The following is a 14,041-nucleotide window of genomic DNA, read 5'->3' on the forward strand; positions in this document are numbered from 1 at the left end:
AATCTCGTTAGACTTTTTAGCATATTTCTAATAATTATTGGCTTGCTCCGCGTTTCAGCCCAGGAAAATAGATTAAAAAAAGCCAATAAAGACTACGAAGAATTGGCCTTCCCTGATGCGACATCCATCTACCTTAAAATAGCAGAATCGGGTTTCAAATCCGAAGAGCTGTTTCAAAAACTAGGAAACAACTATTACTTTAATGCAAAATATGCTGATGCCTTGAAATGGTATGCAGAACTACTGGATCTTAACAACAGTCCGGAAGACCCCATCTATCTGTTGCGTTACAGCCAAACCCTTAAAGCTCTTGGTCATAACAAGGAGTCGGAAATAATGTACAATAGGTTTCAGGAACGTATCCTGGGGGAAGACGCCAATTATAGCACTGACGCTCAATTCTATCTGAACCTTATAGCGGATAATTCAAACCGCTATACCCTTCAACCACTTACAATAAATACTGACAAGGTAGAATTTGGCGCTACTGTTCTCGGAGATAAATTGATATACACCGCCGCCGGTGAAATGTCCGGCCCTGTAAAACGTATACATTCATGGACAAATGAAATTTTCTATGACTTTTATCAGGCCAAAATTGAGGAAAACGGAAATCTGGGGAAAGCTGAAAAAATGCCCGGTAATCTGAACAGCAGATACAATGAGTCTTCGGTAGTATTTACAAAAGACGGGAACACTGCCTATTTTACCAGAAATAATACCACCCCTAAATCAAAAAAAGTCAAAGGTCGAAAGGATAATCTAAAGATCTACAGGGCCACAAAAGTCAATGATAAATGGAAAAATATTGAAGACCTTTCTATCAATTCAGATATTTATTCCAATGCACACCCGGCCCTAAGCCCTGACGAACGCAGCTTGTTTTTTGCCTCTAATATGCCAGGATCTCTCGGGCAAACAGATATTTTTATGGTTGAGATCAATGCTGATGGCTCACTTTCAGAACCAGAAAATCTGGGTCCTGGAATAAATACCAGGGGCAGAGAGTCTTTTCCTTTTGTATCCGGGGACCAGGAGCTATACTTTTCTTCTGATGGGCACTTTGGACTGGGGAGCTACGATGTTTTTTACGTGGATCTGACAGCTAAAACACATCAGATAATCAATTTGGGAAAACCCATAAATAGTTCCTTTGACGATTTTGCCTTTTGGATTGACAATAAAACCCATCAAGGATATTTTAGTTCTAACCGTCAAGGGGGAAAGGGGCAGGACGATATATACCGTTTTACGGAAATCATCCCGATCAAAAAAGCGATTAGCAATACGATTTCTGGAAAAGTAACCGATGAAAAAACCGGAGAACCCCAGGAAGGCGTTACCATAACTTTCAGAGATATGGAAAACAATATCCTGGCCTCGGTAACCACGGATGAAAGCGGCTCCTATACCCAGGAGATCAATAGGTACCTTGAGCACAGGTTGGTTGCTCACAAAAACGGCTTTGAAACTACGGATAAGTTCATAGCCCAAGGAGCACCTGCTCGGGAAGTTGATTTTTCTTTAAAGGCCAATATCGTAGAAATTCCCGATAAAATAAAGCAGCGTATTGCCGAACAGGATATAGTTAAGATCCTGTCTAAGGAAGAACCAAACAAAGTAAAGCATATAGACGGTATACAACCCGGTTACTTTTTGATCGCCAACGTATATAGCTGCAAATCGTTCTCCAACAGGTTTATGCGTTTCCTTGAAAAGAAAGGTTTGTCCCCTAAATCCTTTTACAGAAGTCAAAACAATTACTATTACGTGTATCTGGAACGTTATGATACCTTGCAAGAGGCCCGAAAAGCCAGGGATAGTAAGTTTTTTGGAAAGTATCTGGCTAAAACATGGATATTGGAGTATTAAGTTTCTGGCTTCTGTTATCGCTTGCAGCACCGCTATTTCTGAAAAACCTTTGGCCAATTTTTGTGCTAAATGCTTTGGTGAATGGCCAGTCTTTTTGGGCAGCATAGAAGGCAAACTTCGTAAAGAATCGCCGAAACCTTGGAGGCGATTTAGAAGAATGACTTCGGTTTTAAAGCGAAGCTTTAAAAATGCCTCTCCAAAAAGTGTCTTTTCTTTTGTTTCGTTTTCTTTGGACAAGTAAAGAAAATGAAATGCGAGATAGAAAGTTTTTGTACATGATAATTGCAAGCACGGATTGCAAATCCGCGCTATCTGGTTTGTTTTGTTCTTTTGTTGAATTTACCACGAGATACAATCTCGCGGTAGCGAAGGCTGACATCGGATAAATGTTCTTTTTTGCATCGCCAAAAAAAGAACGAAAAAACGCTAGGCTGATTTTAGATTTCTTGAAATACTACCAAAAGTTTGCAGCCGTACAATCCAGGCCGCTTTTGCCATGCAAAATGCTCTATGGATTGCACCTTGTCCGCCTATGGTGGAAATCCGCGGTGTCTGCTCATGACAAGCTCCACGAGTAATCCCTCCTCCTCCGCGACAAACTGAAGCAGCGTTTGCGGGTTTTGTATTTCGTGCTTTGCAAAGGCTAAAATGCGATTTAAAACAATTGCTAAAAGTAATATTGAAATAGATCTTTACAGCGCTGCCCGAAAAGAGCAAGAATCGGAAATAATAAACATCAGACTTCCACTTTCCAGTATCCCTGGTTTAAAAGTAATGCCGGGTTTTAGAATTACCCCATAGTACAGGATTGTATTAACCATTCTGAAGCTTATTTTGGTGAAATAGTGTAAGAATAACGCTTATGGATATCAAGAAATCATTTTCTCTAATTATTTATTTACCTTTTTTGTTAGGAACTGGTATGCAGACAGTAAAGAGTCAAGAATTGACAGTTAAAAATACCGTTCCCAAATTTGACGCAAGCGGGAATATTGTAGACGCCCATGACGGCCGGGTCATTCAGTTCGGCGATACTTTTTATTGGTATGGTACCAGCTATGGAAACACCAACGGCTTTACAACGGCCAATCGTTATGTATGCTACAGCTCCAAAGATTTGAAGACCTGGAAAAAAGTGGGCGCATTATTGCGCGACCAACCAGAGGGTGTATATTACAGACCTCACGTCATCTATAATGCCAAAACCGAGAAATACGTGCTCTGGTACAACTGGTATCCCCAATTATGGAATGGCCAATTTGGGGTCGCCCTAAGTGACACACCCGAAGGGCCTTTTACTATCATCAAGGACAACGTAAAAATGGCCAGGTCTGAACTGGGGCTTGGTGATTTTGGACTGTTTGTGGATGATGACAATATTGCCTATATCAGCTACAACACCATCAACAATCACCAGGTTTCCATAGAAAAATTGAGTGCAGATTACCTTTCCTCGACCATGGAGAACGGAGGTGTCATTTCTGAACACATGGAAGCGGGATCGCAATTCAAGCGGAATGGTAAATATTACCTTCTAACCGATTATACTTGTTGTTTCTGCAATTACGGTTCAGGGGCACGGGTCTATATTTCCGACAATCCATTAACGGGCTATACACTGACCACCAATATTAACCGCTATCCTGGCCGGTTCGCTCCGTTGCTCCACGATGGTATCGCCAGGGGTACAGCATACGAAACTCTCAAAAAAGTGGACGGTGCCTTTGAATCGGCAGAAAGTACTTTTCACAATGAAAGAAGTCTTAAAGGGATAGTCTTGGATGTATTCACAGGCAACAGACCAGAAAATTGTGGCGATGTCAGTAATCCAAGGGTACATCCGGAAATAACAACACCTGAATTCAAGGTATACCAATGGGATTTCGGCCAGTGGAAAGAAGTTCAAATCACAACTGTTCAGGTTGAAAAGTCTGCTCTGCGGGAGCATATTACACTACAATTTGATACCGTAAAGACAAATCGGATAAAAATCACACCATCCAATAAAAATGGTGCCGAAGCCATTTACATTAATGAAGTGAAATTTGAAGCGGTTGCAAACAGCGCTATCATGGGGTCGTATATCACAGGGGTGCACATTGCCAAAAACCCCATCATTCCGGCCCAGCAGACCTATGTGATGAAGCTGAAAACGTCAGAAGGCGAACAATTTCTATGGATGGGGGATCTATGGGGTTCTGCATCCGATAATATCAAGGGGCACGACTACCAATATTGGAGCAAACCGCTCGAATTCTATGAGTATGGCACAATCAAACCCTTGGAGTGGGTCGATTCCTGGAGTTTTACACCTGATAAAAATTAACTCCGCATACCTATGAACTTCAATTTCCAGTATAATTAGGATTCGGTTCAGGGAACTTGGCGCCCATCTTTTCGAGCAGTGCATTCATTTCCGTTTTCATCAGCTCCAGTTTTTCCGGTCTGGTATCGGCCAGATCTTCGGTCTCCCCCAGGTCCATCGCAAGGTTGTACAATTCATAACTATCGTCTTCGTAGAAATGAAGCAATTTCCAATGTCCATCTCGATAGGCCGAAACGGGTTGCTCCCTTTGTGGGCTGTAATGTGGCAGGTGCCATACCAAAGGCCGTTCTTCCAATTTTTCTCCTTTAAAAATCGGCAATAAACTTTTTCCATCTTCAGTTCGTTGATGGCTGCCCGAGAGTTCCATAAAGGTGTTGAAAAGGTCTTGCCCAATCACCGGTGTGCTGTTTTCTTGTTCAGGGCCAATCATTGCGGGCCAACGTACGATAAAAGGTTCACGTATACCCCCTTCATAAAGGTATCCCTTGCCCTCTCGAAGCCGGCCATTATCGGTGGGAGGGGTATGCCTGGCGAACGCGGGTACCTCCTCTACCGAAAGCCCTCCGTTGTCAGAAGTAAAAATGATTAGTGTATTCTCTGCTAAATTCAGTTCTTCCAGCGTTTGCATCACCCGGCCCACATTTTGGTCGATAGACTCGATCATGGCCGCATAATGAATGTTGGGCATTATATTCTCCTCATCATTTCCCCTTTTTCGACGATATTTTTCGACCAGTTTTGCCTTACCCTCTATGGGTACGTGTGGCGAATAAAAGTTAAGGTTTAAAAAGAATACAGTGTCCTTTTTTTCTTCGATGTACGAAACTGCTTTATCCGTGAGTACATCGGTCAAATAGTCTCCCTCACCATAACCCTCTTGAATCTCAGGTTTTTCTCCCATTGGAAAGAAAGGATAAAAGAAACTTTTTGGCAGTCCGTTCCATGCCCCGGCAATGTTCAGGTCAAATCCCTGGTATTGCGGTGAAAACTTGCCACCACCCAGGTGCCATTTACCGATATGTGCAGTCGTATAGCCCTGTTCTTTCAGCGCCTCAGCGGTTGTGGTGTACTCGAGATCCAATTGCTGGTCAACCGATGGGGTTTTCAATTTTTGGTTAGGCCCAGGAGGATGGTTGCCATGGATATGCTCGGTGACATTTACTGTTATTGGATGGAGGCCCGTCAGCAGGCTTGCCCTGGATGGGCTGCACAATGGGGCTGCGGCATATCCATCGGTAAAACGCATACCTTGAGCCGCCAAGCTATCAAGATTGGGAGTTTCAATGAACTCGTTACCGTAACAGCCCAAATCGTACCAACCCATATCGTCGGCAACAATCAACACGATATTCGGTTTTGAATTTTCTATTTGTAACTCCTCCTGATCTTTTTTCTCCGTTTTACAATTAAGCAACAAGAATAAGATGCAAAAAATCAACGGAGCTATATTTTGTCTTTTGTTCATGTTCAAGGTTTTGAATTCATCGAATTAGTTTTAAGCCATTTGGTTTCCTGCCCCAATAATAATGGTGGCACTGATTAGTATTGCCAGGCCAACCGATAAAGTTATCAGAGTTTGTTTGCCGGCGCCCTTCCATTCCTTGGTTACGATACCCCAAAGTGTGCTAAAAAGTATGATAAATACCATGTGGAGTGTCCAGCTTGCAAAATCATGCTTGCCCATTTGAGTACTGCCCATACCATAAAACATAAATTGGCAGTACCAAATGGTACCTGCAAAGGCAGCAAAAAGATAATTTATCTTTAAGGGCGTTGCCTTGTTCAGGTAATCACTATAGCTCCTGGTTTTTAAGTTTAGATAAAGGCACCATAAAAAATTAGAAGTAAAACCTCCGGCAAGAATGACGATGAACACAGGCCCATTCCGCCATAGCTCGGGCGCTTCATTCTGAAGGGCAAGTTCAGCAATAGGTGTGCCAGAAGCAATTCCGAAGGCAAAGCAAGCACTCAAAATGCCTGCAAGAGTTGCAACGATAGTTCCTTTTTTTAGATTAAACTCCTTGACACCTTGCTGCTTTTGTTCATCGGAAAGTTCCTTGTCCTTCAATATTCCTGCTCTCCCGCAAATTATAATACCCAAAAGCGAAACTACAATACCCAATAGCACCACCTGGCCAGACTGAGTTTGTAACAAACCGCTTAGTTTCCCTTCGTAAATAGGAGGTATCAATGTGCCAAAAACAGCGGTCAAACCTAATGCCAGGGCCATGCCCAAAGACATACCCAAGTATCGCATGGTCATACCAAACGTAAGACCACCAATGCCCCAGAGCAGCCCGAAAAAATACGTCCAAAAAAGTGTTGACGATTCCGTTTGTACCAGGATAGTGATGGTTTTCGGCACTGTAATAAGCGAGACAGACCACGGAACAATCAACCAGGCAAAAAATCCATTGACCAACCAACCGCTTTCCCAGGACCATCGCTGTATTTTTTTGATAGGCAGATAGAAGGATCCCGCCGCGAAGCCGCCTATGGCATGGAATAAAACACCTACAAAAGGATTTGCCATTTTAATCGAGGTTTATAGACGAGTAATTTCTTAAGCATCAGCAAATCTTAAGGTGTTCGATAGAGAGCAAGTTTGCTAACTTTTCAATTGTGGCCGATTTATGCCCGATACCTATGGCACAGTGATGGGAAGGACCTGCCTTGGACCAGTTGTCAATGAATTCCCTGATGGGGATGGAAAATTTGTAGCGTGAATTGGTATTTCCTATTTGTAATGTAGGCCCCTCTACGGATTCGCCTTCAGCAGACAACAAATAGACTTCACCTTTACCATTCTGACAGACTGATAAAAAGGTTACGGGCCCACTTTTTACCTTCATCTGAATCGATAGCCCTTTTCCGGGTTTTCCGTGGTAAACAGGCAATGGCACCAGTCCAACCCTGCCCTCAGCAATGGTAAAATGTGCCGGGCCATCGTGCCCCAGAAGAATCACTTCATCTTCAAAATCCATAGCGTAGAACTCCGAAAAGGAACCACCGATGCCCAGTATATCCATAATTTTCATGGCTTGTACATTCTTAATCTCCAACTCGCCGGCGACAGGAATATTTTTTCCTGTGAGAACCGTAAACCCCGGAATCAGGGAGGTGACAATATCCTCGTAGTTCGGGTCTCCATCACCTTCATAATAATATGCCAGTGAGCCAAGTTGAAAGTTTTCCACCAACGTATCCAGTGCTACCGAGGTCTGCGCTGCACGTTTCAATTCGTCATAATCACAATCTTCTGAGACCACAAATAGTGTATTGAATTCCTCGATCTTTTGCTTTATCTCATCATCTGAAACCTGTTCTCTAATTTTTTTCAATGTGCCAAACTCCAAAATCTCAAAGTGGTTTCCGAAAACAATGGCTTGTTGGGTCAGGTCGCTATAAACATCCAACATGCCGTTGTAATAATGGCCCAGGACCCCTACACGATTATTGTTCATGGTTTTAACAATCCTGAAAGCATCAATGTATTCCTTGATTTCTTTCCAAACATATGTCTCATCCAAATAACCAGATATCAGGTAGAAGTCAATACCCGCCCTGCTGAAAACACTTGCAATCTCAGGCGCCACACAACTTTGGCAATATGCCAGCCATTCGCCGGTCATCTTACCCCTGTCGCCTATAGCATTGAATTTTTTGTAATCGATGGCTTTTTCTGGCTGAAGGTTAAGCACAATGATTGGCACCTTGGTCTTTTGTACCAGGGGTAACACGTTATGGGAAAGCGCGTAGGTGGAAATAAAGAGAAATATGCAGTCCACATCATTTTGATTGAACAAGGTGGCTGTCGTATTAGCCTTTTGGGGATTGTCGACCATTCCAGCATCAATAACATCAACATCAAACCCTTCCATTCTTTTCACAATGATATTCTGGTATCCGACCAATTTTTCTTTCAAGCCTTCGAATTGGTCCCAATAGGTATGTAAACCGATACCGAACAACCCTATTTTAATTTTCACATTCTTCATTTCCTTTTTTCAGGGGTCTTTGTTTTTCCAAGGATTGCATAGTTACCACTGGCCAGCTCAAAGATCTTAAACCCTTTTTCTTCCTTTTTAGGGCTAGAATATTCATCGTTTATGGCAATGTTCTCATAAGTGGTTGGAACATATACCAAAGCCCTGGTCCCCTTTGGAACCTCAAAATTCAATTGGTAATCTTCCCCATTTTTCAGCTCTAACTTTATATCTCCCTTTACGGTAGGGACTACGGCGGATATATATTTTAAGAAACCGGGTTGTGGCTTTATTTGAAAGGTTTCCCAACCAGCGGAAGTGGGTGATATACCTGCGGCATACTGTGACAACAAGGTCAATCCGCCGCCACTCCAGGCATGGTTGATCGTACCGCCGCCATAGCCTTCGTCACCGATGCCCCAGCCTTCCCACATTGTAGTAATGGTCGGATGGTTTACCATTTTTGAAAAACGTTGCTTCATTCGCTTTAGCGCAACCTCCGGATATCCCATTCTAAATAGTGCCTCTAGTACGTATTTCTCCATATAGGGGCTCGCATGCCTTTCCTCTTCCAAAATCTTCAAGATGGCCGTATACTTGTCGGGGTCGGCCAGACCCGATACCACGGCCAAGCCTTGTGATCTGTCATCGGTCTCGCCCGCATAAGCTTTGGAACGATAGGCCGTACCGTTCCAATAAATGGAATTAAAATCTTTTTTAAACTGTGCCATCATCGTATTCAAACTGTCTGCGGTGGCCGTGTCACCCAAAAGCCCTGCCATCCGTTTATAGCTGTCCAACGCTATATAGTATTGGGTGTTGAAAAGCAGTGGCATGTCTTTGTTTTCGCCCCAATCACCCCAGGTCCAACCTCCTTTTCTTATTTGTACCGTGCCATCTTCTTCCAATTTCCAAAGAGCCAGGTATTTACCCACCTTGTCATAGACCTTTGCGATGGTGGCCGTATCGCCCGTATGCCAATAATAGTTCCAAAATCCGTAGGTGCCGATACTGCTGAGCATTTGGGTGGGCAGTTCATTATGCCAATTTCCAGAAGGCACAGGTGAGTATATGGTGCTGTCATTCCGTTGCCAATGCATCAGTTCATGAATGCCCTTTTTGGCAAGCAAATGACTGCTGGGAGAGAGGGCATAAAAGGCTTCCCCGCTTTCTAAAACAACATCGCCCCACCATTGGGCGCGCTCCCGGTCAGGACAGTCCATATAGGTATCCCGCATGGTCAGATATAGGGTGCGCAACGACTTTTGCCAAAGCTGGTTGTAAAAGTCATCATCACATTGGAAACTTCCTGTAAATTCGGTATTGTATCCCGTTTCCCGATACTTCAGTGATAAGATTTTTACGCCCTTTGGGATGGCATAGTGCACTGCATGGCCGTTCATCCAACCAAAACTCTCATATGACTGACTACCCGATTTTGTAATGTACTCTGCCCTGACATTGGGCACACCCCCGCCCAGATAATTATCGGCGCGAATATCTACCGATTTTCCTGCTTCGGATTCCACCTCAAGATAAGGTGTAATCTGGGCATTGTAGGGCAACTGCATTTTTAGGGTATCCCCAGCCGAAACCAATGGGAATTCCATGTCGTTTTCATAAGATTTCAGACCATAATCCTTCCATTGGGGTATTGGTCGTTCTATTAGTTTTCCCCACGGTGAGGCGGGCGGTTTTCCCAATACCATGGCATTAGCCATAGTATCCACAAAAAATTCCGGATGAATAAAATCAAGACTTCCCTTTCGGGCATCAAAGCGGATGTTGGATTCGGGCAATCTATAATTCGGAAAAGGCTTATGGGTATTCCCAAAAGCGGGATGTTGCCATGCTTTCCATAATCCATCAGTGACCAAGTGTATGTTTCCTCCATCCATTTGCATCAAAAATGCAGGTTGCCCACTGTTTTTATGTGAAAAACCATCCTTGCCAAAATACCAAGCTAAGACAGCAATGACATTTTTGCCTTTTTTTAGGTGTCTTGTGATATCGATCTTATCAAAATAGGAGTCGTTAGGAGTTGACCCGCGTTTGAGTCCCCCCTCAAAAACAACCATTTCGCCATTGATCCACAGCCAATATTTGGAGTCGGCCGAGATTTTGGCCATAACGGTATCAACTACCGTACTGATTTGAAATTCTTTTCGGTAACAACTCCAAACGTTGGCCGTATCTTTCAAAACAGCAGGGGCAATCCATTTCGCATTCCATGAAGTACTGGTATTAGGTGCTAATTTCTTTTGTCTATTGCCCTGTTGATTTACGCATAACCACAGAAGCATGAATGTAAGCATGTATGGTATTAGTAACCCTCTCATCATTTAAAAAGGCGGTATAAGCGCTGTTACCATATACCGCCTGAAATTAAAATTAACTAACTCAAACCTTATTTTCCAATATATGTCTAATGTATTATCTGTATTGTTACTATACAGGGGTTTGTTCAAAACCAAATTCTTGCACTTGATCCTAGGGTATCCCCCAATAAAGTCTTTTTGTTGGTATATGCTTCTACATGTCCTAATAGTTTTCAGGCGTAACATCTGCAAAGCGAAAACCCAAGTAGATGTCATCAATTTTGGCTGTAGTGGCACCTCCACTAAATTTAAAACCGATTCCCTGCCAGCCACCGTTCAGTTCAGGAGCGGCAAAGGATACTGCCTCTGTTCCGTTAGCGGGTTCACTACCTGGGGTAGGATTGACAAACACCCGAACCAGATCAGGGTCGGCGGTTCCATTGGTTTCAATCTTGGCAACCAGCCATAGCGGACCATCCTCTACTGTCACGTCTGTAGCGTCTATGTTATTGAAAGGTCCGAAGGTCATTATGCCAAGAGGGGCGCCTGGAGAGATGGTTTTACCAATTCCCAAAAACTGGCCATTCGGTCCACCCCCGCCAAAGTCTTCTGAATCATTATCGACCAACATGACCACCAATTCACCAGTATCGTCGGTTGCGCCTTCAAACTCTGCTTGAAAAGCAAACCAGTACGTACGCCCATCATCCAAATAAGTTTCCGACAATCCTCGTTTATAGCGCGTTGCGCCAACACTTGCATCCAGCAATAGGGAATTTCCTGTTGTTTCTACTGAGAGTGTACTATTTTCAATTCCTCCTGCTACTACATTTACTTCACCCCCAGATAATCTGGCCCATGGGCCTGACCATCCATCCTCGGCAGCACCTTGTCCCTCTGTGGTAGCGTCAACAGTATAACTATCGAAGGTTTCAAAAACTACGGGTGGAAGGTCTAGATAATTTAGAGGCGTCACATCTTGAAAGGTATTCCCGATGTAGATGTCATCAATTTTTACTGAGGAAGCATTTCCGCCGCTGTACTTAAAGCCAACTCCTTGCCATCCACCACTGAGTTCAGGGGCAGCAAAGGATACAGCCTCCGTACCATCAGCAGGTTCGGTACCGGGAGTAGGATTGACAAACAATCGGACTAAGTCGGGGTCAGCGGTTCCATTGGTCTCTATCTTGGCTACCAACCATAGCGCACCATCCGCCGTCACATCGGTTGCCTCTACATTATTAAAAGGTCCGAAAGTCATTATACCCAAGGCACCAGGGGTAATGGTTTTACCAATACCCAAAAATTGGCCATCTCCTCCGCCTGCTCCGAAATTTTCACTGTCGTTATCGACCAACATCAGCTGTACTTCACCACCATCTAGCTCCGTATTGTTAAAGTCCGCTTGAAAAGCGAACCAGTACGTATTGCCATTATCCAAATAGGGGGTTGAGAAATTGCGTTTGTAGCGCGTATTGGCACCGCTTGCGTCCAATAAGAGAGCATTTCCTGAAGATTCCACTGCAAGTGAATTGTTTAAAATTCCATCGGACACCACATTTACATCATCTCCATCCAATCTTGTCCATGCCCCTGCCCATCCATCCGAAGCGGTACCTTGTCCTTCTACAGAAGCATCGGCAGTGTAGCTATCGAACGATTCAAAGACTACCGGTGGTAGCGGTTGTACAGGTTCAGTAACCGTAACTGTTCTTTGAAATTGGTCTTCTCCTGAACTATTGCTGGAAGTTAAAACAACTGTGTAAGTACCTCCTTCTACGTAGGTATGGGTTGGATTTTCTTCAGTGGACGTTTGCCCATCACCAAAATCCCAGCTGAAACTATCAGGATTATCAACTGATCCATTTCTAAAAGTAACAGTAAGGTCAGCCACATCGAACGTAAATAACGTATATGGCGCATCTATGGTTAGGTCATCCTCCTTGCACCCAATCAAAATAACCATTGATAGGATTAAATGCAGGATTAGCGCAGAACTAAGTTTGGTCTTCATATCGTTATATTTTTTAACTCATTAATAATTATAATTTGGCAAACAATATTCATTACCAGCCTTCATTTTGCGTAAAGCCAAATTCTTCGACTTGTCCCAGGGGAATGCCCAATAATGTTCTAATATTGGTATATGCTTCGGCCGGGACTGTGGGTTTTTGTGCTTTTTGGTCAATTCCATGAGCGGTCATGACCTCGACGGCCTTGCCGGTTCGCAGCAAATCAAACCAGCGATGGTTTTCAAAAGCCAATTCCCTACGGCGTTCATCAGCAATGGTCTGCTCCAAATCCGATGATTCTTCGGTACTTAAACCTGGGTCTGGCATTGACCTACTCCTGACCTGCAACAATAGTGGGACGGGGTCGCCACCACCTGTCTCTTCGTAACATTCCGCCAGCATCAACAGAGCATCGGCATAGCGAAACATCGGAAAGTTGACATCTTGGGCGTTAGTCCCCACAACCTCAAAACCATAATTGAATTTGCTCATCCAGGGTTCTACTGTCGTTCCATCATCATAAAAAGAGATATTATGGAGAAAACGAGCATCATCGGCATCGTATAAATCGATGAGGCTTTGGGTCGGCTGGTTTTGTCCGGCCCTGGATCCTGCGGGACCATTCTCACCCAGGATATCACTGCCGCTATTGAAGGGCACGAATCTCGAAATAAAGTCAGAACCCTGGCCCAATGCAAAAGAGTATTGTATTTCAAACACCATTTCACTGTTGTTCTTGTTGTCAGGCGCAAAAATACTCGCATAGTCAGCCTGTAAGGAATAACTCAAACCTTGTATTTGTTCCAACAACGCTTCTGCCGCTGGAAACTCTTGAAGAGCCATATGCATTTTTGCCTTGAGCATCAATGCGGCTCCGAGGGTCGCCCTACCGCTTTCGGTATTGTTTTGGTTGGGTAATAGGTCAATGGCCTCCTGTGTATCCGCTAATATGTTCGTGTACACCTGGTCCACGGGAGTCCTAACTAAAAATTCATCCGATAGGATTTCTTCCGGGGAGTCTCCCGCCGAGGTCACATAAGGTACATCGCCAAAGAGTTGCACAAGATTAAAATAGAACCAACTGCGCAAGAATAGGATTTCTCCCCTGCGGATGTCTTTTATAGCTTCATCGTTAAAGGTGACCCCATCGATACTCTCCAAAGCAAAGTTGACCCTGGAAATGCCTGAATAGCTTGTATTCCAGTAACCACCGAGATTGGGATTTGCCGATAGCATCAAGAATAAATCAACCTCTTCATTGCTGATGCCACCTCTGTCAGCAGGATTAAACTGAAAAGAACTGTTGTCGGACCGATTTTCACCGAATCGCCAATGCTCACCATTCATCAATCTTCGGTTGGTATTGTATATTCCTGCTATCGCCTGATTGATTTGATCTTCGGTCTCAAAGAAATTCTGAGGGGTCTGAAAGGTTTCAGGCGCCTGATCCAAAAAATCATCACAGCCCACAAAAAGGAAGATAGTGGTCGATAGTAGCATTGATAATATCGTGTTGTTCTTCATCAC

At 43.8% G+C, this 14,041-nt stretch carries 8 protein-coding genes; 2 read left to right on the forward strand and 6 right to left on the reverse strand.

The window, feature by feature from the left end; translation table 11 throughout:
- The first annotated feature begins 42 nt into the window (after positions 1-42).
- Entirely contained in the window at positions 43-1,872 is a 1,830-nt protein-coding gene (locus tag GTQ38_RS00895) for a carboxypeptidase-like regulatory domain-containing protein (RefSeq protein ID WP_161433341.1), read from the forward strand.
- Positions 1,873-2,818: 946 nt separating this feature from the next.
- Entirely contained in the window at positions 2,819-4,198 is a 1,380-nt protein-coding gene (locus GTQ38_RS00900) for a family 43 glycosylhydrolase (RefSeq protein WP_161433342.1), read from the forward strand.
- A gap of 19 nt (positions 4,199-4,217) precedes the next feature.
- On the opposite strand, the gene GTQ38_RS00905 is transcribed toward GTQ38_RS00900, so the two are convergent.
- The 6 genes from GTQ38_RS00905 to GTQ38_RS00930 all read right to left on the reverse strand — a co-directional run bounded on the left by GTQ38_RS00905 (position 4,218) and on the right by GTQ38_RS00930 (position 14,038).
- Positions 4,218-5,663: a sulfatase gene (locus tag GTQ38_RS00905; protein WP_161433343.1), complete on the reverse strand. Its 1,446-nt coding sequence runs from the start codon at positions 5,661-5,663 to the stop codon at positions 4,218-4,220.
- Positions 5,664-5,693: 30 nt separating this feature from the next.
- Positions 5,694-6,731 carry an L-rhamnose/proton symporter RhaT gene (gene rhaT, locus GTQ38_RS00910; protein WP_161433344.1) on the reverse strand — a complete coding sequence of 346 codons (1,038 nt, stop codon included), beginning with the start codon at positions 6,729-6,731 and terminating at the stop codon, positions 5,694-5,696.
- 37 nt (positions 6,732-6,768) lie between these two features.
- A complete protein-coding gene (locus GTQ38_RS00915) occupies positions 6,769-8,196 on the reverse strand; it encodes an L-fucose/L-arabinose isomerase family protein (protein WP_161433345.1) in 1,428 nt (475 codons plus the stop codon).
- Positions 8,193-10,499, reverse strand: coding sequence for an alpha-L-rhamnosidase-related protein (locus GTQ38_RS00920; protein ID WP_238857732.1), 2,307 nt, complete (start codon positions 10,497-10,499; stop codon positions 8,193-8,195). Before GTQ38_RS00920 ends, GTQ38_RS00915 begins: the two co-directional genes overlap by 4 nt.
- Before the next feature lie 226 nt (positions 10,500-10,725).
- The gene (locus GTQ38_RS00925) at positions 10,726-12,516 is read right to left on the reverse strand and encodes a PKD domain-containing protein (protein ID WP_161433346.1); all 1,791 of its coding nucleotides are present in this window, start codon (positions 12,514-12,516) and stop codon (positions 10,726-10,728) included.
- A 52-nt stretch (positions 12,517-12,568) separates the two neighbouring features.
- Positions 12,569-14,038, reverse strand: coding sequence for a RagB/SusD family nutrient uptake outer membrane protein (locus GTQ38_RS00930; RefSeq protein WP_161433347.1), 1,470 nt, complete (start codon positions 14,036-14,038; stop codon positions 12,569-12,571).
- Positions 14,039-14,041 lie beyond the last annotated feature (3 nt).

The organism is Poritiphilus flavus, from assembly GCF_009901585.1.
Lineage (GTDB): Bacteria > Bacteroidota > Bacteroidia > Flavobacteriales > Flavobacteriaceae > Poritiphilus > Poritiphilus flavus.